Here is a 22903-nt window from a genome sequence, read left to right on the forward strand (position 1 = left end):
CAAAGCCCGGATAAAACAAATTGCATCAGATACTCATGACATGACCGGCCTCACCGCGGGATGGAGCAGCCCGGTAGCTCGTCAGGCTCATAACCTGAAGGTCGTAGGTTCAAATCCTACTCCCGCACCCACCTCAACTTGCGAACCGGGCAAGTTCTGGCCGACGCCGGTCCCCGCAACCATCTCGACTTGCGATCGGCCCGCCCCTCCGGCGGGCCTTCTGCTTTTGAGCGAGACGGCAAGGATACCCGCCAGATCGCCGCGCACGTCGATCTGAAGCTCCCCGTCCTCCGGTGTCAGGATGATCTCGCGCACCAGCGAGCGGATCACGTCGGCCGCCACCATGCGCTTGGCTTCTGAATCCTCCTGGAGCGCCGTATACAGCTCGTCGACCTGGACGTGATAGTGATGCGCCATGTTGGGGTGCAGGAGGGGAGGCGGTTCCTCGGCCTCTTGCAGGAACGCCTTCAGCTCTTTCTGACGCCGTTCCAGCCCAACCATCTTTTCATTGAGACGTTCGGCTGCGCCGCCCTTCAGGATGAGATTGAGCAGCGTGTCCAGCTCTCGGTCGATTTTCTTGATCTCGGCCTCGGCCGCATCGATCGACGAACGCCCCTCCATGCGCAGCCGGTTCATCTCGCGCGTGAACTCGTCGCAGAACTCCTCGAACAGCGCGGGGTCCATCAGGTGATGGCGCAGCGCGTTGAGAACGCGCGCTTCGAGCTGGTCGCGGCGGATATTCTTGCGGTTGTCGCAGGTGCCCTTGTTGCGGGTCGTCGAGCAGCCGACCAGATCGGCCGAGATCATCGAGTAGCCGCCACCGCAGCAGCCGCATTTGGTCAGCCCCGAGAAGAGGTATTTGGGGCGACGGCGTTCCCGAAAATGGTTCTCGGTCTCGCAGTCGTCGCTGTGGCTCCGTTTGACCGCCCGCTGACGTTCCTTCACCGATTGCCAGAGGTCGTCATCGAGGATGCGCAGCTCGGGCACGTCCTGCGTGATCCATTCCGATTCGGGGTTCATTCGCGCCTGGCGCTTGCCGGTGTCCGGGTCTTTGAGGAAGCGCTGGCGGTTCCAGATCAGCTTGCCGACATACATCTCGTTGTTGAGGATGCCGTTACCGCGCTTCGGATTGCCGTTGATCGTACTGAAGCCCCAGTCACCGCCGCCCGGCGCGGCAATGCCGTCCTTGTTCAGCTCGAAGGCGATCCGCTTGGCCGACTTGCCGGTGGCATAGTCGCGGAAGATGCGGCGGATCACCTCGGCCTGGACCTCGTTGATGGTCCGGTCTCCGCGCACCGGCTCGCCATTGCCGTCGAACTTCTTGACCACATCATAGCCGTAAGCATTGCCGCCGCCCGATTTGCCCAGCTCGACCCGCCCGCGCTGACCGCGACGTGTCTTGTCGGCGAGGTCTTTTAGGAACAGGGCATTCATCGTGCCCTTGAGGCCGACATGCAGATGCGTGACCTCGCCCTCCGACAGGGTGACGATCTTCACATCCGAATAAGCCATGCGTTTGAACAGGCTGGCAATGTCTTCCTGATCGCGCGACAGGCGATCCATCGCCTCGGCCAGCACGATCCTGAACCGACCGCGCGTGGCGTCGGAGATCACCGCCTGGATGCCGGGCCGCAGCAGCGAGGCCCCGGAGATCGCATGGTCGGTATATTCCTCGACGATCTGCCAGCCCTGCTTCTCGGCATGGAGGCGGCAGATGCGTAGCTGGTCGGCGATCGAAGCATCGCGCTGATTGTCGGATGAATACCGGGCGTAGATCGCGACCTTCACGATGCTGTCTCCTGCAAGATCAGGAGCGCGTCGGGCGGCGTTCCCTCATCTGTTCCTCGTAAACCTCCCGCGCCGCCCTGCGAGCGAGCAGGCGTGCCAGTTCGACCATGCGCGGATCGGGGCCATCGCCGCGCCGCACGAGCGTCAGTTCCGGCTCTACGAGCCGGAGCGCACTCCTCTGCTTTGGGCGATTGCCATGGTCCATCGTTGCGCCGTTCGAAGCCGATTGCAAGGTGATCGACTTCACGATTTCCTTGATCGACAGTATAGGCAATGGAAATCGCGGTCGAATATTCGGCGGTGACGGGCGCTATCGGGATCGGGTGCGCGCAGTTCGGCGCGCCTTGTCGTGCATTGGCAGACGGAAATGGCCGCCCCATTGCGGGATGATGTGCCAGTTTTTGAGGTCCGTTCTGCATTGAACTGGCTCCCGCGCACCCTTCGTCTTGCTCGGCAACTGGAATAGGACTATATATCTGGTCATATCACGGAGGGTCGCGATGGGCAACGCCGCACAGACGAGAGCAACGAGGAACTACCGCGCGCGCCTGACGCAGCGCGGCTTCACCCGTTTCGAGATCATGGCGCTGGAGAGCGACCGGGATCTGATCCGGTCGCTCGCCAAACGTCTGGCTGAAGAGGGGCCGGAAGCGGAGCAGGTGCGCGCCGCGGTGAAGACGGTCGTGGCCGGTGAGCCGCCCAAGCCGGGCGGCATCCTTTCTGCGCTCCGCCGCTCGCCGTTGATCGGCGCCGATCTCGATCTGTCGCGTCCGCGTGAGGAAGGTCGCAAGGTCGAGCTGTGACCCGCTATCTTCTCGACACCAACATCATCAGCAACGTCGTCAAGCCACAGCCTTCGGAATCGCTGCTCGCCTGGTGGGCGGCGCAGCGCGACGAGGATCTGTTCATTGCCTCGCTTACCGTCGCGGAAATCCGCCGCGGCATTCTCGAAAAGCCGCGTGGCAAGAAACGCGACGCGCTTGATGCCTGGTTCACCGGGACGGAGGGGCCGCAGGCGCTGTTCGCAGGGCGCGTCCTGCCGTTCGACGACAAGGCCGGGCTGATCTGGGCGCGGCTGATGGCCGACGGCAAGGTCGCAGGCCGCCCGCGCAGTGGGCTCGACATGATCGTTGCGGCAGTCGCCGGGGCCAATGACTGCGTGGTCGTGACCGACAATGAAAAGGACTTCGCCGGCATCACATTCATCAATCCGATGAAGAGTTTTATTTCATGAGGCCTGATGAATGATTGAATCATCACTGTCGGTAATTCGAGATCATTCCTTGCGATAGACTTGAGAAATTTTCATTGAATGTCGATGTGATATCTATAAGGTTGCAAGCTTGCCTGGGTTAAGCTGTAAGAGTTGTTCGGGAGGATCGTTTGGAGGAGCGGCATGTAAGGCCTTTGACGAAAGTTCGATCCGACGGCGCGCTTTATAAGCGTCGGCCAGATGTTGAGGAATCGCTCGCGAGACTCATTGAGAAGTCGCGCGAGCAAATCACCGGTGCGTTGAAGATCCGCGACACGTCATCACCGCTCTACGTAAAGTCCGAGTGTATCGTTTATCTGATACGCGGCACGCGAAATGACAATGACGAGAGCTATTTCAACGACCTTTACCGCGAACTCATGCGCCGTCTCTCAGCTGCACTGCCACGCGTCGTCGGCGAGCGCGCCGATGTGTCCGAGAGCGTCCATGCTGCGGATGCTCGCGATAGGGTGAGGGATACCTTCGTCCGCAAGTTGATCGAAGATCGAGCTGAGCCAGGGTCTGCCCTCGACTATTTCGAGGTCATGTTTGCCGGTGCCATTGCGGCGCTGCGCACGACATCCATGCACAGGGCGAGGAGACAGGCGGGGCGCACCGAAGCCATTGAGGCTGACCAAGAGACAAACGAACCATCGCTGGCGGTAGAGCGCGCGGTCGGGAGTTTAGATCTCAAAGAGGAATTGCTGTCCGACGATCCGATTTACCGGTCGCGCGTAGCCGACGCGATTAGGTCCCTACCAGACAAGTTACGCAGAGTCGTTGAGTTGATCATGAGGGACATGCCAATCGATTCGTCGGACGATAGCGTTATGACCATTCGAAAGGCGATCGGCGTCAAATCCGAAAAAACCGTTCGGAATAGACGCGACGAAGCATACCTTTTGATACGCCAGGCTCTGTCGATTGGAGGCGACCATGACTTACAGCCGTAACGACAGTGCAGAAGAGATCCTGCTCGCATTCGCAGTCGAGCAGGAGCACGACAAAGGGGCTCTTGACCGCTACCTTCAGCTATACCCCCATCTTTCGCGCGAGTTGATCGACCTATCCCTTGATTTGCGGCTGCAGCGCGCGACGGGAGAGACCACCACGCCGGCCGATGAGGCGTGGGTAGAAGCGTCCCTTGCGGCCTTCCGGGCCACGTCACCGGTTCAGGCATCCGCTGCGGTGGTCGACCCCTTCGCCAACGTTTCTTCCCAGGAACTGGTAAGTCTTCGCCGTGCCCTCGATGTGCCCAGCGGCGTGATCCAGGGATTTAGCTCGCGGCTCGTGGACATCGCCAGCGTGCCCGCGTGGTTCGTCGACGCTCTTGCGCGCGGCCTCCGCTCCACCGTGGACGATCTGCGCCGCTTCATGGCAGCACCACCTCGACTTGCGCCTGGCGTCAGCTACAAGGCCGACGATGCTCCATCAGCCGAGCAGCAGAAAATCACATTCGAGGACCTGCTTAAGCAGTGCAAGGTACCGGATGAGCGACGGCAGCAGTTGCTGGCCTCACAGGATTGACCCATGGACGCTGTCGAACTCGCGCGGCAGCGTGCCGCAGCGCTTCACGATGAGGTGGTCTCCAAGGGCGCTGACCCCTGGGATCCCGAGGCGCTCGTTAAAGCCGCCGCATCCAGTCTGGAATTAGACATCGAGCTTGTCGAGCCAGGCAGCGCGATCCTGGAGGGCGGCCGGGCACAGTTCGATCCAATAAATCGTGCCATCAGGCACGAGGACTCGGGAACAACCTTCTTCAAGGCCTTCCTGGTGGGCCACGAACTCGGTCACGCCACGCTCGGCGACGACCGGATCGAGCACGTCGCCCACGACGTCGATCCCACGCGGCCAGCGGAAGCTGCCCCCGTTGGCGAGGATCGGGTCGTCGACTACAGCCGGCGGCAGCGCCGCGAGGTCCAGATGGACCTGTTCGGTCGCGAGCTCCTGCTACCGCGCAAACGGGCTCGCGCACTCCACCTTGACGGCATGACGGCATCAGAGATTGCGACGAGGCTGGGAGCCCCCTTCGACGTCGTCGCGCTACAGCTTCTCGATGCGCTGCTGCTTCCGGCGGTCGAGCCGGACCCCGACGAGGCCGAGGTAAGGCCTCCGAAGCCGCTCAACGATGAGCAGCGCGAGGCTGCACGGCATCGTGGGGTCCCCTATCTTCTCGAGGCCGGACCGGGAACGGGAAAGACGCAGACCCTCGTCGGGCGGGTCGCCGGCCTCGTCGATGAAGGAATCGACCCCCGATCGATTCTTGTGCTGACTTTCTCCAACAAGGCTGCCGGAGAACTATCCGAGCGCATCGCCGGACTGCGGCCAGAGGCAGCGTCGGCGATGTGGATCGGGACATTCCACGCCTTCGGTCTCGATCTGGTGCGAAGATACCACAAGCAGTTGGGCTTCCCGAGAGAGCCCCGCATGATGGATCGCAGCGAGGCGATAGCGATCATGGAGCGCGAATATCTCGCACTGGACCTCACCCATCATCGGGAGTTCATGAATCCCGATCGTCCCCTCAAGGACATGCTCACCGCGATATCCCGGGCGAAAGACGAGGTCGCGGACGCTGACCGCTACGCCGCGCTGGCGCGGGAGATGCTGGACAGGGCCACCGACCCCGAGGCCCGCAATGCCGCTGAGCGGTGCGCCGAAGTCGCGCTTGTCTATAAGAAATACGAGGAGCTGAAGCTCGCGGCATGCGCGGTGGACTTCGGCGATCTCGTGTCTCTGCCCGTAAAGCTGCTCGAGTCCGATGCCGAGGCAGTCTCGATTCTGCGCGCGACATATAGCCATATCCTCGTCGACGAGTATCAAGACGTGAACCGCAGCAGCGTGAGGCTGCTCCAGCGACTGACGGATGTTGGCAAAAACCTCTGGGCCGTTGGTGATGCGCGGCAGGCGATCTACAGGTTCCGCGGCGCATCCTCATTCAACATGTCGCGATTCAAGACCGAGGACTTTCCTGGTGGTACTGGTGATCGGCTGCGTCTCAACTATCGCTCGACGCCCGAGATCGTTGGCGCATTTTCGAATTTCGGCGGGGGCATGCAGGCTGGCACTGGCGATGCCTCCCTCAAAGCAGATCGACTGTCCAGCGGTGTCCCGCCAGAGCATGTGACCTTCGGCGACAACGACGACGAGGCGGACGCACTCGCCGACGAAATTCTGCGCCATTCTCAGGACGTCGCCTTCCGCGACCAGGCTGTGCTCTGCCCCGGCAACGACCGGCTCAACCGCATGGGTCGTGAACTGGAGCGACGCGGAATTCCGGTTCTCTACCTCGGCAATCTTTTCGAACGACCCGAGGTCAAGGATCTGCTGTCCGTTCTGTCGTTGCTCGTCGACAAGCGTGCCATGGGACTGGTGCGTAAGCCCTCGCTCCAGGGATTGTCGATCGGGCTAAGTCTGGCGGGTGCGGCAGCGGTGGTCGAGCACCTTCGGAATGCGGAAGCTGGACCGCTCGCCTGGGCCGGTTCATCGCCCTCGTTACCAACCCTGGACGCCGCTGACACTGACGCCATGCGCCGGGTGGACGGCATGCTGGACGGCTTTGGCACCGATGCGCTTCCCTGGTTCGCGCTGGCGCATGTCATGCTCGATCGGACACGAACGGCGGCGCTGATCGCTTCGACGGACGATATCTCGAGTCGCGCCATGGGCGTGGCGATCTGGCAGCTGATGGGCTTCCTGCGCGCTCAACGTCCAGGGCCGGGTTTGCCGATCCACCGCACGCTCGACGGGATCAGGCGACTTGTCCAGCTCGCCGATGAACGGGATCTTCGACAGATTCCGCTGGCCGCTCAGGGCATCAACGCGGTCCGGCTGATGACCATCCATGGTAGCAAGGGTCTCGAGTTCCCCGTGGTACACGTCATGGGTCTGAACAAGGGGAGCATGCCCAGCACTGCACGTAAGCCGGCCTGTCCGGTTCCAGATGGCATGATCGCTGGCGGAGAAGGCGGAACGATCGCTCTGGCTGCTGCGGATCACGCTCTCGAGCAGGAATGCCTTTTATATGTCGCCGCCTCTCGTGCCCGGGACCGCCTCCTGCTTTACTCAGCGACCCGAATGGCGAACGGCAATCGGCGCAATCCCTCGGATTTCATCGCACGGTTAGGTGTAACGACAACCCGCGCGGCAACGCCGCACGCGGACCGGAAACCGGATCCCGAGGATGAACCGCTCCCGATCGTATTGGGGCCTGAAATCAAGCTCACGACAGCGCAACTGGATCTGTACGATCGGTGCCCACGGCGCTTTTTGTACACCCATGTGCTTGGCGTCGGCGGTCGACGCACGCCAACAACCATGACGACAATGCACGATCTGGTCCGCGCCATCGTGACGGAAATCGCCGCCACTGATCCCTCCGTCGTGTCGCTTGGTGACATGGAGAGACTGCTGGAGCAGAGATGGTCTGAAGGGCCACTGGCTGGGGACGAGTATCGGCTGCACCGTGAAGTTGCGACCCTGCTTGTCCAGCGGTTCGTGGCGATGCGCGCGGGTACAACCCGCTCGATACCGCCTTCTCTCCAAACAGGGCTCGGAACGACTACCGTCTCGGCAAATGCAGACGATGTCGTGATGACCCCTAATGGACGGCATATCGTGCGAATGGTTCGGACCGGTCACCGATCCTCCAAAACCGGACAGGGCCTCGCCGACGCCGCCTTCCAGATGGCGGCCGCCAACTCACTTCCCGGCTGCACGGTCGAGATCGTCCACCTCGGCGACGACGATCACACTACAAGGGTCGAGTTCGACCATAAGGCGCTCGGCAAGAGAACAGAAAAGCTTGCCGAAGTCTTCGCGGCGATCGAGGGCGGAAACTTCGCGCCTGAGCGATCCGACCGCACATGCCCCTTCTGTCCCGCCTTCTTTACCTGCGGTCCAGTGGCCGACGGCAAGCTGCAAAAAAATCTCTGACCAAAATTACCGGTCGGCCGATGCTGGCGAGATTAACCCTGTGAGACCGACGCAATCAGGCCGAGGTCCACAGGAAAACAAAATATGTCTCTTATCGAAAACCCCGACATCGACGATGTCGCACTCGCCGTGCAGGAAGATCGCCCCCTGCGCCCCGGTCGCTACCGGGTCTCGCTCGCTGTCGACAGCGTAGATTTCCACCCGCTTATCCTCGACGATCCGGTTCCGCTCGGCCGCCAGATCCTGAAGAAGGCCGGCATTAACGACATCGACGGTCACTCACTGTTCGTGATCACGTCCGAAGGCGACTTCGAAGATGTCCGGGCGGATGAGGAGGTCGATCTGCGCGATCGTGCCGCCTTCCGCTTCATCACTTTCAGCACCGACCCGCTCTACCGCGTCAAGCTCAACGAGGCGCGCATCGTGTGGGGCCGTTCTTCCATCCCTGAAGCGGTGCTGCGTGCGCTCGCCGGCATCGGCAGTGACGAGGCGGTCTTCCTGGAGGTGCGTGGCGGCAAGGACAAGCTGATCGAACCGGGCACCGATGCGGATCTCGCCGCCAACGGCGTCGAGAAGTTCATCACGGCGCCCAACAAGGTCACCTACACGTTCTTCGTCAACGGTAAGGCCTATGAGACCGATAAGAAGAAGCTGACCGGCGCGCAGATCAAGGCGATGGTATCTGACTGGGATCCGCAGCATGACCTGTCGCTGGAGGGCGAGGGCGATGACCCGGACCGCATCATCGCCGATGATGAGGCTGTGAGCCTCGTTCCGAAGCATGGTGTCCGCCGTTTCTCGTCGGTCCCCAAGGCGAATTTCGGCTGATGCCCGGCGTGTTCGACATGCAGCTGGAGCAGCTGCGGGAGCGCTTCGGCGACGTTCAGACCCGGCAGTTGCCGAGCGGCACCACGCTCGTCACCGTGCCGGGCGTCCGCCTGCCGGAGGGGTGGTCGAAGTCGTCGACCACCATCCGCTTCATCGTCCCGCCTGGATATCCATTTGCGCAGCTCGACTGCTTCTGGGCGGATCCCGATCTCCTTCTTGCGCATGGAGGTCCACCACAGAACTCCGCGTCAACTCCCGTCCCGGAGACCGTCGAGCCGGCACTCTGGTTCTCGTGGCATTTGACGGGACCATGGAACCCCAACCGCGACAGTCTGTCGACGTGGATGAATGTGGTGATCGATCGAATGAGGCAGGTCCAATGAGCCGCGTCCGCTTTCCTGCACCTCTCTACTCGGATCTGGCGTCGACGCTGCTCGACGCCAATGACCTGGAGAGCTGTGCCATCGCCTATGCCCATCACGATGCGCATAGTGACACATGGATCGTCGTCGACGCCAGACCCGTGCCGGACGATGCGTATGAGAGCCGTACCTGCGTATCTGCGATCCTCAAATCGTCTTTCCTCATCGAGGTTGCAAACCGCAGCAGGGTCACCGGCATGGCCGTCATCGCGATCCACACGCATCCGGCCAGCCCCGACCATCCGCATTTTTCGCCGATCGACGATGCGGGCGAGACGGAACTGGATTCGTATTTTGTTCGGCGAGCGGCACCAGTGCCACATGTAGCACTGGTGATCGGGCCGCAGGGCTGCCGTGCGCGCCCTCTCGGAAAGGACGATGAGATCGACGTATGGGAAGTGGGAGAGAGGCTCATGCTCCATTCGCCCATGCACGGCGTCTCCGATCAGGAACGCGACGACCGGCAGGTCAGGGCATTCGGAGCGCCGGGGCAACGGCTGCTGCGCCGCCTCCACTTCGGCGTGATCGGTGCGGGTGGGACGGGATCGCTCGAGTGCCAGCAACTTGCCCATCTCGGCGCCTGGCAGATCACGGTGATCGACCATGACCTAGTCGAGGAGACGAATCTTAATCGCCTCGTCGGCTCTGTCCCCTCAGACGTTGGCCGGCCGAAGGTCGAGGTCGCGGCCAGGATGATCCGCGCTATTAACCCTGATGCCAAGGTGGTCCCGCTTCAAGCCGACATCGTCGACGAGGAGGTAGCTAAGCTCATCACAACCTTCGATTTCGTGCTGTTGTGCACGGATTCCCATGCGAGCCGGGCGGTCGTCAACCAAGCTGCCTACCAGTATTTGGTGCCCGTAATTGATATGGGCGTCAGCATCACTGTCGCGAACGGAGCCGTCAGCCATATCACGGGACGCGTGCAGATGCTTGCCCCCGGACTTCCTTGCCTGAACTGCTCGGGCGCACTCGACGGCGAGGCGATCCGGCGGGAGATGCTGACGCCTGAGCAGCGCGCGGCGGACCCCTATGTACAGGGCGAGCGCGAACCCCAGCCCGCGGTTTTGTCGATCAACTCTACCGTGAGTTCGATCTCGATGACCATGCTGCTCGGGGCTGTCACGCCGGTTCCGATCAAACCACGCTATCAGGTTTATGACGGCATTCGTGGCCGAGTGAAGGAGATGGCTGTCGCCGTGCAGCCGAATTGCGTGGCCTGCTCGTCAATGGGCGCCTTCGCTAAAGGGCCAACCTGGAATCTGCCGGTCCGGCCAACACGTTACAATAGGAGCGACAAATGACAGAGCCTGCACGAATGGTTCGGCTGGTTGGCGATGCCGAATACAGGGACCAGGCTGAAGCAACCCTCAGCGCCCCTGGCGACGCTTCCATGGTGTTTCGAGCACGACCCAGATCGATTGTCATGGCGTGCCCTGACGGGTGCGGCGAGACCTTAGTAATCAACCTGGACAGTCGCGCCGATAAGGCATGGCGCTTTGATACACGGGGAGAAGGACTTACCCTCTTTCCCTCAGTGTGGCGCGAAGGAGGGTGCGAAAGTCACTTCATCGTCTGGCGTGGCCACATTCTGTGGTGCGACCGATTTGAGGATGGAAATCGCGAGCCGCCCTATAATCCAGCGATTGAGGCGGCCGTTCTCGGTGCGATGGACGATGTTCAGCCACGCAACGCAGTGGAACTTGCCGATGCAATAGATGAACTCGTCTGGGACGTTAATCGCGCAGCAGGCCGGCTCGTAGCTCACGGGCTTGCTCGGTCGTGGAAGATAAACGGCGGTTGGGTTTTTCTGCGAGCGGAATGACATCCGGTAGAAGATGCAGGCTGCTGGTGTGCTTGACTAGGTCAACGGGACAAGGGAGGTGGTCGAAGTCGTTGTCATAGAATAGTTTAATAAAAAAGCATTTCGAATGGTCAGTCCTCTAAAGTTCTGTTTAGAGAGTGAGAGGGCTGAGGCGATTTCCGTGACGGGTTGAGTGCCGAAAGAGAGGCTTTCGGTGCCCGTCATGGAGTGTGATCCCATGAACATGCAGGTGCTCGAAGCCCGCCGCGATATCGGTGGCGGCTACAAGGTGGATGTCACGCGCGGCGAGCGGATCTGCCGCGTTTCGTCTGAATGGTATTCCCGTCCCCACGACGAGCGGTTCCTGTCCCTCGGCGAACTGGCCGGCGCGGTGCGCGGCCGGGCCGAGTGCAGCCGGACCCGCGTGGTGGAGAGCGCGCTGATTCATGTCGAGGCGAACCGTTCCGATCCCGAGCGGCTGTCGCTGATCCTGCCGGGTGCCGAAGCGCCGGTCGTCCCCACGCACTGGAGCTTCGGACAGCTCGCCGCTCAGGTCGGCGCGCCCGCCGCCTATCTGCGTCAGCTCCCGGCCGCGCTGGCGGGCATCAACCTGCAATATGGCCTCACTTCGAACCGGGCCGAGCAAATCAAGACGCTGGAAACCGACGATGGCCGTGTCGAGCTGCGCGCCGTCACCGGCCCGGACTACGGTCGCATCTATGACTATGAGCTGGTCGAGGCCGTGCAGCGTATTGCCGGCAATGGCACTGGCGATACGCGCTGGAAGGTGCCGGGCGTTCTCGACTGGTCGACAGGGATCTACAATCCGCGCGTCGACATCACGAGGGATACGACGACGCTTTATGCGTCCGACCGCGATGTGTTCCTATTCCTGGTCGACGATCTCAACCCCATCGAGGCCGGCAAGCTGCCCGATGGTTCGCCCGATCTATTCTTCCGCGGATTCTATTGCTGGAACAGCGAGGTCGGCGCCAAGACGCTCGGCATGGCGAGCTTCTATTTGCGCGCCGTGTGCCAGAATCGCAATTTGTGGGGCGTTGAGGATTTCGAGGAGATTACCATCCGCCACAGCAAATATGCCGCCTCGCGTTTTGCCCATGAGGCGGCCCCGGCACTGCTCAACTTCGCCAATTCCTCGCCCACGCCCTTCATCAACGGCATCAAGGCGGCGCGCGAACGCATCGTGGCCCGCACCGACGAGGATCGCAGCGACTTCCTGCGCCGCCGCGGCTTCTCGAAGGCCGAGACCGGCAAGATCATCGAGGCGGTGCTGGCCGAGGAAGGTCGACCGCCGGAGTCGATCTTCGATTTCGTCCAGGGCATCACCGCCATCGCCCGCGACAAGCCACATCAGGATGCCCGTCTCGACATGGAGGCGAAGGCGAAGAAGCTGCTCGATCGCGCCGCCTGATGTTCCGCAAAGCCGGAGATGCGGTTTCCCGTGTCTCCGGCTTTGAGCTTGCGTACATTTGCGGACCGATGTTCTTCGATATTCCCCGCGCCTTCCTTGCCCATTTGTAGCCCATGGGTTACAGTGAGTATTCAGGAGGGCACCTATGGCCATCGTCAAAACCAATCCGATCGCGATATCCGGGCATTGGCATTCCGGCGTTGCGATGGATCTTCACACGATCAGCAGCACGCCGGTCGGCTATAATGATTTCGGGTACATGCAGTTCAAGACGGTCCGGCCTGAGGTCGCCGAGTTGTTGTTCCGCCTGAAGAACCGGGCCGACCGTTCTGCCGCGGCTCCCATCATCGAGACGGTTGCCGATTTTCTCGGGCATCATCGGGACAAGTTCGACGCGATCGTGCCGGTCCCCCCTTCGCACCCGCGCGCCGTCCAGCCGGTCATCATCATGGCGGAAGGCATCGGGCAGGCTCTGGGTGTCCCGGTCCTTTCCTGCATCACCACGACGCGCCCAACAGGCCAGCTCAAGAACATCACCGATCCCGATGAGCGCAAGGAGCACGTCAAGGGACTTTACACCGTCGATGCCGCACAGACGCGCGGCCGCAAAATCCTGCTGTTCGACGACCTCTTCCGCTCCGGCACCACCATGAACGCGATTACCGATGTCCTTCTGGATGCCGGCCAGGCGCAGGTGGTGCGGGCGCTCACCATCACCAAAACACGGAGCAACCAATGAACACCATCTTCATCGGTGGCTCGCGGCACGTTTCCCGTTTACCGGCCGAGGTCAAGAAGCGCCTCGATAACGTCATCGCCAGCCACCATCAGGTCATCGTCGGGGACGCGAACGGCGCTGACAAAGCCGTTCAGAAGCATTTTTTCGACGCCAACTATGCCAACGTCACCGTTTTCTGTTCGGGCGATGCGCCGCGCAACAATCTCGGGTCATGGACCACGCATCGCGTCGATGTTCCCAAAGGGACAAAGGGCTTTCAATTCTATGCCGCCAAGGACCGCGAGATGGCGCGCGAGGCCGATTTCGGTCTGATGATCTGGGACGGCAAAAGCCCCGGCACCGTGCTGAACGTTCTGCGCCTGGTTCAGGCCGGCAAGATCTCGGTCCTCTTCAATGTGCCGGACAAGGCGGCGGTCAACGTCAAGACGGTCGAGCACTATCGCGATTTCATCCGTCAGTGCGATCCGTCTTTCCGCACCGACCTTCGGGATAGGGCGACACCGCAGGAATGGGCGTTGATTGAAGCCGATCCGCAACCCAGCCTGCTCGATCATGCGCCCTCGACGCCAGGGGAGGCTGCGGACGTGCCGGACCCGTGCCCCGCGCAACCAGCCGAGGAGGCCGTTCGGACCCTCAACGCCGCGCTGGCGTCCGGCGACGCGACGCGGATCATGAATGTTCTCGGCGCAATCGCCCGGGACCGAGGGATGAGCCAGATCGCCCGCGAGACCGGTCTTGCACGCGAGAGCCTCTACCGATCGCTTGATGCTGGCGGGAATCCCGAGTTCGTCACCATCATGAAGGTTCTGTCTTCGCTGGGAGTGCGATTGGAGGCGAAGCCGCGCGATCCATCCTCGGTTCCCAACGCCGCTGCCATGTAGAGGAAGAGGGCGGCGCTTCGCTTCGTGACGGGTTGGAGGTCGAGAGAGAGGCTCCCGGCCGCCCGTCGCGGAGTAACCCCGATGGCAACTGCCGTTCAGAAGATCACCCTGTCGTCGTCGCGCGACATTCCCTTCAACAAGCTGGTGCTGAGCCAGTCCAACGTCCGCCGGATCAAGGCCGGCGTCTCGATTGAGGAACTGGCCGAGTCCGTCGCCCGGCGCGGCCTCATCCAGTCGATGCATGTGCGTGCCGTTCTCGATGCCGATGGCGTGGAGACCGGCATGTTCGAGGTGCCGGCCGGCGGTCGCCGCTACCGGGCGCTGGAACTGCTGGTGAAGCAGAAGCGGCTCAACAAGACCGCGCCGGTTCCTTGCGTCGTCAGCGACGCGGCGAGCGGCATTCTGATGGAGGAAATCTCCTTCGCCGAGAATGACGAGCGCATCCCGCCGCATCCGCTCGATCAGTATAGAGCGTTCCAGGCCATGCGCCACAAGGGTATGAGCGAAGAGGCGATCGCCGCTGCCTTCCTGATCGCCGTCAACGTCGTCAAGCAGCGCCTGCGGCTGGCCTCCGTCTCGCCGGTGCTGCTCGACGTCTTCGCCGAGGACGGCATGGATCTGAAGCAACTTATGGCCTTCACCGTCTCGCCGGATCACGCCCGCCAGGAACAGGTTTGGGAAGCGGTCCGCAATAGCTGGCAGAAGGAGCCGTGGCAGATCAAGCGGATGCTGACCGAAACCACGGCGCGAGCCTCCGACAAGCGTGCCGCGTTCGTCGGCATCGAGGCTTACGAGGCGGCCGGCGGCGTCGTGCTGCGCGATCTGTTCGAGTCCGACGACGGCGGTTGGCTTCAGGATGTCGGCCTGCTCGACAGACTGGTGGCCGAGAAGCTGAAGGTCATCGCCGATGAAATCGCGGCGGAAGGCTGGAAGTGGGTCGATGCCGCTGTCAGCATTCCCTATGGCGTCACCCATGGTCTGCGCCGGCTGGCGGGCACCGTCCTCGACATGACCGCGGAGGAACAGGCGACGCGCGAAGCCTTACAGGCGGAACTCGACAGCCTGGTTGCTGAATATCAGGATGCCGACGAGCTGCCGGATGCGGTGGACGAACGCCTCGGCGAGATCGAGGCAGCGCTGGAAAAGCTCGACGATCGCCCGGTCAGCTACGATCCGGCCGATATCGCGATCGCCGGCGTCTTCGTCACCATCGACGCGAACGGTTCGCTCAGCATCGATCGCGGTTATGTCCGTCCCGAGGACGAGGCGCCGGTGGAAGCGGCCGCCAACGATGACGCATCGGAAGAGGACGTAGATCCCGAAACCGGTGAAGTCCGGATACCCGCCATCCAGCGCGCCACTATCACCCTCGGCGGACAGCCCGTGCCGGTCGAGGAGGAGGAAGACGACGGCATCAAGCCGTTGCCCGAACGTCTCGTCATCGAACTGACCGCGCATCGCACCCTGGCGTTGCGCGATGCCGTCGCCAACCGTCCCCACGTCGCCATGACGGCGCTCTTGCACAAGCTGGTCTCGGACACCTTCCTGCATCGTCCCGCGACGGGCGCACTGGAGGCCAATGTCCGGCAGGTTCATTTCCCGGCGCAGGCTGACGATCTGAAGGACAGCGCCTCGGCGAAATCCGTCACCGACCGGCATGAACGCTGGGGCGATCATGTGCCCGCTGACGATGAAGCGCTGTGGGACTGGCTGACCGCACTGGATGACGACAGCCGCATGGACCTGCTCGCCCATTGCGTCGGCTACGGGATCAACGCCCTCTATGAGCGGCCCAATCCCTATAGCGGCTCGGGCGTCAGCGAGCATGGGCTGGAGGTCCGCATGCGCCAGGCCGAGCGGCTGGCGCGTGCCACGGGCCTCAACATGGTGGCGGCCGGCTGGCGGCCCACGGTCGGCAACTACTTCGGTCGTGTCACCAAGGCCCGGATCGTCGAAGCCGTGCGCGAGGGTGCGGGCGAACGCGCGGCGCAGCTCATCGACCATATGAAGAAGGGCGACATGGCCAAGGAGGCGGAACGACTGCTGGCCGACAGCGGCTGGTTGCCCGAACCGCTGCGCGCCACGTCCATCGACGGCGATCAGTCCCGCTCGCACGATCAGGCCGATGCCGCTGAAGACGCCACGCTGCCGGACTTCCTCACCGACGAGGATGAGGGCGAAGACGCCGACGAGGACGAAGCACTGCTCTCCGCAGCCGAATGAGCAACACCCGGCGGGACCGGCATAGTCCGGTCCCGCTGCTGACTCGACCAACGCATCCCGTCCCTCAAAGGCCCAGCCTCGCGCTGGGTTTCTTCGTTTTCAGGAGCCTGTCATGGCCGACTATTCCACCCATTTCTCGTGCCTGCTCGATGTCGGCACACCCGAGAACGCTTCACGCGCCCTTGATCTCTACAATCGTCTGTCCCAGGACGGCGCATCGGAGGAGCCGCCCTCCGAAGGTTTCCTGCTCTCCATCCAACCCGAGCATGGCGGCACGAACCTCTGGATGCGTGACGATGTCTCCGGCGATCCCGAACGTCTGATCCAGTTCTTGAAGCGTTGCGCCAGCGAGTTTCACCTGACCGGCCGCTGGGGTTTCCAATATGCCAACACCTGCTCACGGCCGCGCTTGGACGGCTTTGGCGGCGGTGCGCATGTGCTCGATCTCGCCACCGGCGAAACCGTGGACTGGATCTACACGGACGGCTGGCTCGACCAGACGCTCTCCGCCGAAGGATGCCCGCTATGAGCATTCCCTCCTTCGTCCGGACCAATTTCCAGACCTTGTTGCGCGCTGCGGGTGACGGCAATCTGGCGCTGATGGAATGCCTCGATGCGGCGACGGGAACCCCGCGCTACGTCATCTGCGCTGTCGGCCGAGACAATGGCGATTACGTCTTCACGCCCTTCGGCCATCTCGCCGACGGCAATCCCTTCGATGCCTATCTCCCGCCCGATCCTGATGATCCGGGTGGCTTCATCAGGAACGATGGAGACGGAGAATGACGAAAAAAGCGCCCGCCTCACGGTCGGGCGCTTTTTTCATGTTCGGTCCTTGAGAGGGAGAGGTGTGCCGGGACGGGATGAGTCCGGGCGGTCGAGAGAGAGCGTCGCGCGGGCTTGTCCGTCACAGCTCTTCTGAAAGCTCACCCCATGAACATTCTGTCCCCCGTGGCCGCTGCGTCGGCCACGCCGCTGCCCCTTGTCCCATCGTCGGGCATTCTTGCCGCCGCCAACCTCCTGCTGCCGCATCTGGAACGCGGCGAGCGCATCCATGCCACCATCCTGCGATCCGCAATGGAGGATGCCTTCGGCGCGTCCGACGCGACCGGTCTCTGGGACTGGAAGGCGGCTTACGAGGCATGCGAAGTCGCGACCATCCTGTTCCTGCGCAAATACGGAAAGGCGTTGTTCCGTAAAGCCGCGTCTCCGGCTGCAAGACTTTCAGTGCTGGCGAAGATCGCGGCGCTGCTGCCGACGCACACACGCCGCTCCGAGGAAAGCCAGGCGCTTCAGCAATTCTCGACACCCTTGCCGCTTGGCCTCGCGGCACTGACCGCGGCTGCGATCACGCCCGATGACCGCGTGCTGGAACCCTCGGCGGGCACCGGCCTGCTGGCGATCCTCGCCCAGACGGCAGGCGCATCGCTGATCCTCAACGAACTGGCCGACACGCGCGCCGAGCTTCTCGCTTCCCTCTTTCCTGCCATTGCCGTCAGCCGCTTCGACGCGGCGCAGATCGACGATCATCTCGACTCCGGCGCTGTCCCGTCCGTCGTGCTGATGAACCCGCCCTTCTCAGCCATGGCGCATGTCACAGGCCGCGTCACCGATGCCGGCTTCCGCCACATCGCCTCGGCGCTGAACCGGCTCGCGCCCGGCGGCCGTCTGGTCGCCATCACAGGTGCCAATGTCGGGCCGGAGCTGCCGGACTGGCGCGACGCCTTCGTTGCCCTGCAGGCGCGTGGCCGTGTCGTCTTCTCCGCCGCCATCGCCGGATCGGTCTATCAGAAGCACGGCACGACGTTTGCAACCCGACTGACCGTCATCGACAAGCTGCCCGCCGACGATCCGACCCTGTTCCCGGTCTCGCCGGGCATGGCACTGGATGCGGCCACGCTGCTCGACTGGATCGAGCGCCAAGTTCAGGCGCGGCTTCCCGTCACGTTGCCTGCCGTTCGGTCTTTTGCTGCTGCGCAAAAGTCTGTGCGCGGATATCTGTCTCGCGCCGCGACCGTGCGCCCGGCCATAGCATCTGCCGATCCCGAAGGCGTCGAATTGGCCTACGACACGGTGGACTGGACGCCCCCGGAAGGCGCGCACCTCACTGAGGCGATTTATGAAGAATACGGATTGCAGGCGATCCGTATTCCCGGCTCGACGGCACATCCCACCAGGCTGGTGCAATCGGCGGCGATGGCGAGCGTCGCGCCGCCGAAGCCCGGCTATCGCCCGATGCTACCGGCGAATATCCACTCGTTGCTGTCGGATGCCCAGCTCGAAACCGTCATCTATGCGGGCGAAGCCCATTCGGACTTCATCGCCGGATCATGGACGGTGGATGCCACCTTCGATCTCGTCCAGGCCGCGCCCGCCGATGCTGCGAACGCCGTCCGCTTCCGCCGGGGCTTCATGCTCGGCGACGGCACCGGCGCGGGCAAGGGCCGCCAGTCGGCCGGGATCATTCTCTGCAACTGGATGCAGGGACGCCGGAAGGCGGTGTGGATCTCCAAATCCGACAAGCTGATCGAGGACGCGCAGCGCGACTGGTCGGCGCTCGGCATGGAGCGCCTGCTGGTCACGCCGTTGTCGCGCTTCCCGCAGGGCAAGCCGATCGCGCTTTCCGAAGGCGTCCTATTCGCAACCTATGCCACGCTGCGCTCCGACGACCGCGGGGGGAAGGTTTCGCGCGTCCGGCAGATCGTCGAATGGTTGGGTTCCGACTTCGATGGAGTGATCATCTTCGACGAGAGCCATGCCATGCAGAACGCCGGTGGCTGCAAAAGTGAACGCGGCGATGTCGCCGCTTCGCAGCAGGGACGCGCTGGCCTTCGGCTCCAGCACGCCTTGCCGAACGCCCGCGTCGTTTATGTTTCCGCGACCGGCGCCACCACCGTCCATAATCTCGCCTATGCCCAGCGGCTCGGCCTCTGGGGCGGCGAGGATTTCCCTTTCGCCACCCGCGCCGAGTTCGTCGAGGCGATCGAGGCTGGCGGTGTCGCGGCGATGGAGGTGCTGGCGCGCGATCTCCGCTCACTCGGCCTCTATACAGCCCGGTCGCTCTCCTATGACGGTGTGGAATATGAGCTGGTGGAGCATGCGCTTACCGATGAGCAGCGCCGCATCTACGACGCCTATGCCGGTGCGTTCGCCATCATCCATAATCATCTGGATGCCGCGATGCAGGCGGCGAACATCACAGGTTCGGACGGCACGCTGAACCGGCAGGCCAAGTCCGCCGCCCGCTCAGCCTTCGAGAGCGCCAAGCAGCGCTTCTTCGGCCATCTCCTCACATCGATGAAGACGCCGACCCTGATCCGGTCGATCGAACGCGATCTGGAGGAAGGCCATGCCGCCGTCATCCAGATTGTCTCCACTGGCGAGGCACTGATGGAACGGCGTCTCGCGGAAATCCCAACCGAGGAATGGAACGACATCCGGGTCGACATCACACCGAGGGAATATGTTCTTGATTATCTCGCCCACAGTTTCCCGGTGCAGCTCTACGAGCCGTTCACCGACAGCGAGGGCAATCTGTCGTCGCGCCCTGTCACGCGCGACGGCCAGCCCGTCGAGAGCCGGGAAGCTGTGGCGCGGCGCGACGAGCTGATCGAACATCTGGCGTCACTGCCGCCGGTTCCCGGCGCGCTTGACCAGATCGTCCAGCGTTTCGGTACGGACATGGTGGCCGAGGTGACGGGCCGCTCCCGCCGCATCGTCCGCAAGTCGGGTGCCGACGCCACGGGCGACCGTTTCGCCGTCGAGAACCGCGCGCCGTCGGCCAATCTTGCCGAGACGGCTGCCTTCATGGATGACCTGAAGCGCATCCTCGTCTTCTCCGACGCCGGCGGCACGGGCCGCAGCTACCATGCCGAACTGTCGGCGAAGAACCAGCGCCTGCGCGTCCACTATCTGCTGGAGCCGGGCTGGAAGGCCGATGCCGCCATTCAGGGCCTTGGCCGCACCAACCGAACCAACCAGGCGCAGCCGCCGCTCTTCCGACCGATCGCCACGGATGTGAAGGCGGAAAAGCGCTTCCTCTCGACCATCGCCCGGCGGCTCGACACGCTGGGCGCCATCACGCGCGGCCAGCGCCAGACCGGCGGCCAAGGCCTGTTCCGGCCGGAAGACAATCTGGAAAGTCCGTATGCCCGCGACGCGCTGCGCCAGCTCTATCTGCTGATCGTGCGCGGCAAGATCGACGGTTGCTCGCTCGACCGCTTCCAGTCTGCCACCGGCCTGAAGCTGATGGACGACAATGGCATCAAAGACGAGCTGCCGCCGATCACCACCTTTCTGAACCGCCTGCTGGCGTTGACGATCGAGCTTCAGACCATCCTGTTCACCGCCTTCGAGCAATTGCTCGACGCCAAGGTGCAGGGGGCGATCGCCAGCGGCGTCTATGACATCGGTCTTGAAACGCTGACGGCGGAGAGCTTCATCGTCACCGACCGCCAGACCATCTACACCCACCCGGCGACGGGCGCGCAAACGCGGTTGCTGACCATCGCCGAGAAGCGGCGCAACCGGCCGATGGCGCTGGCCGACGCACTGGCCCATGTCGATGCCGACCATGGCAGGTTGCTGGCCAACGCCAAGTCCGGCCGGGCCGCCGTGCAGGTGTCGGCCCCCTCGCTGATGCTCGATGATGGTGAGATCGAACGCCGCGTCCGGTTGATCCGGCCGATGGAGCATCATCATGTCTCGCTGAAAGCGATGGCCGACAGCCATTGGGAGCCTGTTGATCGCGAAACCTTCGCCGCGGTCTGGGATCGCGAATGCGCCGAGGTGCCGGAGTTCGAGGACACGACGCTGCATATCGTCGCCGGACTGCTCCTGCCGGTGTGGAAGCGCCTGCCGAACGAATCCACCCGCGTTTATCGGCTCCAGACCGATGACGGCGAACGCATCATCGGTCGCCGTGTCTCTCCGGCCTGGGCGGCGAATGCGGCATCGACCACGGGAACGGCGAAGCTGTCCGCTGAGGATGCACATCGGGCCTTGCTCGACGGACGGACGATCATCGATCTGGCCGAAGGGCTTCAGCTTCGCCGTGTCCGCGTCATGGGCGCGAACCGGATCGAGCTGACCGGCTTTACCGAGGCGATGCGTGAGCGGCTGCGCGCCTATGGCCTCTTCACCGAGATCATCTCTTGGAAGCTGCGCTTTTTCGTGCCCGTGGATGCTAACGGTGTCGCTGTGCTTGAGCGGTTGTTTGACACCTATGCCATCGCGCGCCTCTCCGAACGCGAGGCGGCGTGATGACCCGTCTCGACGCATCCGATCTGGCACACCGTCTCGGCAAGCAGGCCGAGGCGGTGTGCCGCCACTATCTCTCGAACGGCCACCGTCAGGGCCATTATTGGCAGGTCGGCGATGTCCGCAACGCTCCCGGTCGTTCGATGTATGTGCGACTGAAGGACAGCCCGAAAGGACCGGCTGGCAAATGGAACGATGCGCAGAGCGGCGAACATGGCGATCTGCTCGATGTGATCCGGGAAAGTCTCGGCCTCATCGACTTCACCGACGTGATCGAGGAGGCCCGCAACTTCCTCAGTCTGCCCAATCCCGAACCGGGGCCACCGCCGCGACGGCACACCATCACGCCAGCCCCATCCGGCTCGCCCGAAGCGGCACGGCGGCTCATCGCCATATCGCAGCCGCTCAGTGGCACGCTCGTGGAAACGTATCTGCACGGACGCGGCATTACGGCTTTGCACGGAACCGGAAACCTGTATTTCCATCCGCGCTGCTACTATCGACCCGAAGACGATGGCCCGACGGAGACATGGCCGGCAATGATTGCAGCCGTCACCAATCTCGGAGGAACGATTACCGGGGCGCATCGGACCTGGCTTGCCCCCGACGGCTCCGATAAGGCACCGATCGACACGCCGCGCAAGGCGATGGGCGACCTGCTCGGTCACGCGGTACGCTTCGGCATTGCTGGCGATGTCATGGCGGCGGGCGAAGGCATCGAAACCGCCCTGTCGGTGCAGCAGGCGATCCCGGCCATGGCGATGGCGGCGGCCCTCTCGTCGGCACATCTCGCGGCTTGTCAGTTCCCCGACACGCTGCGACGGCTCTATATCCTTCGTGACAATGATCCGGCAGGTGACGCGGCGCGGGACAGCCTGATCGAACGGGCCGATGCGGCCGGGATCGAGGCGATTACCCTATCTCCCGTGCTCAAGGACTTCAACGACGATCTCCGGCAGTTCGGCGTGGAGGCGCTTCGAGCACATATCCGGGTCCAGCTTGCCCCGCAGGATGTCGCCCGTTTCATGATGCTGGCGGCATAGCCGGTACGGGAAGCTGGCGGGGTTCATCGCCATGCTCTCGGATGCCCCCCATCGGAAAGGGACCGCGCCTCGGCCTTCGAGAGGGCGATCGGCCCATAGCCGCGCCGGGCAGGCAATGGCGGCGGCCGACGATTTTCCGCCGCCCTTCGGGCTTTGCATCGCGAGGCAAAATCGCCGGCCTCTGCCATCCTCCGCTCACGCTGCGGCCCTGCGCTGACGCTGCGGGTGCAGGTCCGGCCCGCCCATGGGCTTCGTCGCCATGAAGGCCGCGACGGTCGCGGTCCACACCGACGGAGC

Annotated in this window: 19 protein-coding genes and 1 tRNA gene; 18 read left to right on the forward strand and 2 right to left on the reverse strand. The window is 63.1% G+C overall.

The window, feature by feature from the left end; translation table 11 throughout:
- The first annotated feature begins 54 nt into the window (after nt 1-54).
- Nucleotides 55-131, forward strand: a tRNA-Met gene (locus tag ACE3TY_RS03635).
- Here the strand turns inward: ACE3TY_RS03635 and ACE3TY_RS03640 are convergent.
- Together ACE3TY_RS03640 and ACE3TY_RS03645 are read right to left on the reverse strand one after the other, a co-directional pair.
- Nucleotides 88-1788 carry a recombinase family protein gene (locus ACE3TY_RS03640; protein ID WP_374651591.1) on the reverse strand — a complete coding sequence of 567 codons (1701 nt, stop codon included), beginning with the start codon at nt 1786-1788 and terminating at the stop codon, nt 88-90. The two genes, ACE3TY_RS03635 and ACE3TY_RS03640, sit on opposite strands and share 44 nt — an antisense overlap.
- Before the next feature lie 19 nt (nt 1789-1807).
- The gene (locus ACE3TY_RS03645) at nt 1808-2062 is read right to left on the reverse strand and encodes a hypothetical protein (protein ID WP_374650989.1); all 255 of its coding nucleotides are present in this window, start codon (nt 2060-2062) and stop codon (nt 1808-1810) included.
- Between the two features lie 226 nt (nt 2063-2288).
- Between ACE3TY_RS03645 and ACE3TY_RS03650 the strand changes: the two genes are divergently transcribed.
- The 17 genes from ACE3TY_RS03650 to ACE3TY_RS03730 all read left to right on the forward strand — a co-directional run bounded on the left by ACE3TY_RS03650 (nt 2289) and on the right by ACE3TY_RS03730 (nt 22606).
- On the forward strand, nt 2289-2591 hold the full coding sequence (locus tag ACE3TY_RS03650) for a hypothetical protein (protein WP_058718321.1): 303 nt from the start codon (nt 2289-2291) through the stop codon (nt 2589-2591).
- Nucleotides 2588-3022, forward strand: coding sequence for a PIN domain-containing protein (locus ACE3TY_RS03655; protein WP_374650992.1), 435 nt, complete (start codon nt 2588-2590; stop codon nt 3020-3022). The genes ACE3TY_RS03650 and ACE3TY_RS03655 overlap by 4 nt, the downstream gene beginning before the upstream one ends.
- A 173-nt stretch (nt 3023-3195) precedes the next feature.
- Entirely contained in the window at nt 3196-3993 is a 798-nt protein-coding gene (locus ACE3TY_RS03660) for a DNA-binding response regulator (protein WP_374650994.1), read from the forward strand.
- Nucleotides 3977-4567, forward strand: a complete 591-nt coding sequence (locus ACE3TY_RS03665; RefSeq protein WP_374650996.1) for a hypothetical protein — start codon at nt 3977-3979, stop codon at nt 4565-4567. The genes ACE3TY_RS03660 and ACE3TY_RS03665 overlap by 17 nt, the downstream gene beginning before the upstream one ends.
- Nucleotides 4568-4570: 3 nt before the next feature.
- Nucleotides 4571-7975, forward strand: coding sequence for a UvrD-helicase domain-containing protein (locus ACE3TY_RS03670; protein ID WP_374650998.1), 3405 nt, complete (start codon nt 4571-4573; stop codon nt 7973-7975).
- An 84-nt stretch (nt 7976-8059) separates the two neighbouring features.
- A complete protein-coding gene (locus ACE3TY_RS03675) occupies nt 8060-8803 on the forward strand; it encodes a multiubiquitin domain-containing protein (RefSeq protein WP_082143910.1) in 744 nt (247 codons plus the stop codon).
- Entirely contained in the window at nt 8803-9186 is a 384-nt protein-coding gene (locus tag ACE3TY_RS03680; protein WP_048648534.1) for an E2/UBC family protein, read from the forward strand. The genes ACE3TY_RS03675 and ACE3TY_RS03680 overlap by 1 nt, the downstream gene beginning before the upstream one ends.
- The gene (locus ACE3TY_RS03685; RefSeq protein ID WP_374651001.1) at nt 9183-10529 is read left to right on the forward strand and encodes a ThiF family adenylyltransferase; all 1347 of its coding nucleotides are present in this window, start codon (nt 9183-9185) and stop codon (nt 10527-10529) included. Before ACE3TY_RS03680 ends, ACE3TY_RS03685 begins: the two co-directional genes overlap by 4 nt.
- A 122-nt stretch (nt 10530-10651) precedes the next feature.
- Nucleotides 10652-11050, forward strand: a complete 399-nt coding sequence (locus ACE3TY_RS03690; protein ID WP_374651592.1) for a DUF6527 family protein — start codon at nt 10652-10654, stop codon at nt 11048-11050.
- Nucleotides 11051-11267: 217 nt separating this feature from the next.
- Nucleotides 11268-12461: a DUF932 domain-containing protein gene (locus ACE3TY_RS03695; protein WP_374651003.1), complete on the forward strand. Its 1194-nt coding sequence runs from the start codon at nt 11268-11270 to the stop codon at nt 12459-12461.
- Nucleotides 12462-12606: 145 nt separating this feature from the next.
- The gene (locus ACE3TY_RS03700; RefSeq protein ID WP_374651005.1) at nt 12607-13200 is read left to right on the forward strand and encodes a ComF family protein; all 594 of its coding nucleotides are present in this window, start codon (nt 12607-12609) and stop codon (nt 13198-13200) included.
- On the forward strand, nt 13197-14081 hold the full coding sequence (locus ACE3TY_RS03705; protein WP_374651007.1) for an addiction module antidote protein: 885 nt from the start codon (nt 13197-13199) through the stop codon (nt 14079-14081). The genes ACE3TY_RS03700 and ACE3TY_RS03705 overlap by 4 nt, the downstream gene beginning before the upstream one ends.
- An 81-nt stretch (nt 14082-14162) precedes the next feature.
- Nucleotides 14163-16304 (forward strand): ParB/RepB/Spo0J family partition protein, encoded by a 2142-nt coding sequence (locus ACE3TY_RS03710; protein WP_374651009.1) that lies wholly within the window; start codon nt 14163-14165, stop codon nt 16302-16304.
- A 112-nt stretch (nt 16305-16416) separates the two neighbouring features.
- The gene (locus tag ACE3TY_RS03715) at nt 16417-16833 is read left to right on the forward strand and encodes a hypothetical protein (RefSeq protein ID WP_374651011.1); all 417 of its coding nucleotides are present in this window, start codon (nt 16417-16419) and stop codon (nt 16831-16833) included.
- Nucleotides 16830-17090, forward strand: coding sequence for a DUF6117 family protein (locus ACE3TY_RS03720; RefSeq protein WP_374651012.1), 261 nt, complete (start codon nt 16830-16832; stop codon nt 17088-17090). Before ACE3TY_RS03715 ends, ACE3TY_RS03720 begins: the two co-directional genes overlap by 4 nt.
- A 147-nt stretch (nt 17091-17237) precedes the next feature.
- Nucleotides 17238-21566 (forward strand): strawberry notch-like NTP hydrolase domain-containing protein, encoded by a 4329-nt coding sequence (locus tag ACE3TY_RS03725; protein WP_374651014.1) that lies wholly within the window; start codon nt 17238-17240, stop codon nt 21564-21566.
- Complete coding sequence (locus tag ACE3TY_RS03730; RefSeq protein WP_374651016.1) at nt 21566-22606, forward strand: toprim domain-containing protein; 1041 nt, start codon at nt 21566-21568, stop codon at nt 22604-22606. Before ACE3TY_RS03725 ends, ACE3TY_RS03730 begins: the two co-directional genes overlap by 1 nt.
- Nucleotides 22607-22903 lie beyond the last annotated feature (297 nt).

The organism is Dongia sp. (genome assembly GCF_041918875.1).
Lineage (GTDB): Bacteria > Pseudomonadota > Alphaproteobacteria > Dongiales > Dongiaceae > Dongia.

Bases quoted from the DNA above. Each gene is read 5' to 3' on its own strand.
- ACE3TY_RS03725 (WP_374651014.1), top strand. From the start codon at position 17,238: ATGAACATTCTGTCCCCCGTGGCCGCTGCGTCGGCCACGCCGCTGCCC.
- ACE3TY_RS03690 (WP_374651592.1), top strand. From the start codon at position 10,652: ATGGCGTGCCCTGACGGGTGCGGCGAGACCTTAGTAATCAACCTGGAC.
- ACE3TY_RS03710 (WP_374651009.1), top strand. From the start codon at position 14,163: ATGGCAACTGCCGTTCAGAAGATCACCCTGTCGTCGTCGCGCGACATT.
- ACE3TY_RS03715 (WP_374651011.1), top strand. From the start codon at position 16,417: ATGGCCGACTATTCCACCCATTTCTCGTGCCTGCTCGATGTCGGCACA.
- ACE3TY_RS03650 (WP_058718321.1), top strand. From the start codon at position 2,289: ATGGGCAACGCCGCACAGACGAGAGCAACGAGGAACTACCGCGCGCGC.
- ACE3TY_RS03730 (WP_374651016.1), top strand. From the start codon at position 21,566: ATGACCCGTCTCGACGCATCCGATCTGGCACACCGTCTCGGCAAGCAG.
- ACE3TY_RS03700 (WP_374651005.1), top strand. From the start codon at position 12,607: ATGGCCATCGTCAAAACCAATCCGATCGCGATATCCGGGCATTGGCAT.
- ACE3TY_RS03720 (WP_374651012.1), top strand. From the start codon at position 16,830: ATGAGCATTCCCTCCTTCGTCCGGACCAATTTCCAGACCTTGTTGCGC.
- ACE3TY_RS03685 (WP_374651001.1), top strand. From the start codon at position 9,183: ATGAGCCGCGTCCGCTTTCCTGCACCTCTCTACTCGGATCTGGCGTCG.
- ACE3TY_RS03665 (WP_374650996.1), top strand. From the start codon at position 3,977: ATGACTTACAGCCGTAACGACAGTGCAGAAGAGATCCTGCTCGCATTC.
- ACE3TY_RS03705 (WP_374651007.1), top strand. From the start codon at position 13,197: ATGAACACCATCTTCATCGGTGGCTCGCGGCACGTTTCCCGTTTACCG.
- ACE3TY_RS03675 (WP_082143910.1), top strand. From the start codon at position 8,060: ATGTCTCTTATCGAAAACCCCGACATCGACGATGTCGCACTCGCCGTG.
- ACE3TY_RS03680 (WP_048648534.1), top strand. From the start codon at position 8,803: ATGCCCGGCGTGTTCGACATGCAGCTGGAGCAGCTGCGGGAGCGCTTC.
- ACE3TY_RS03695 (WP_374651003.1), top strand. From the start codon at position 11,268: ATGAACATGCAGGTGCTCGAAGCCCGCCGCGATATCGGTGGCGGCTAC.
- ACE3TY_RS03670 (WP_374650998.1), top strand. From the start codon at position 4,571: ATGGACGCTGTCGAACTCGCGCGGCAGCGTGCCGCAGCGCTTCACGAT.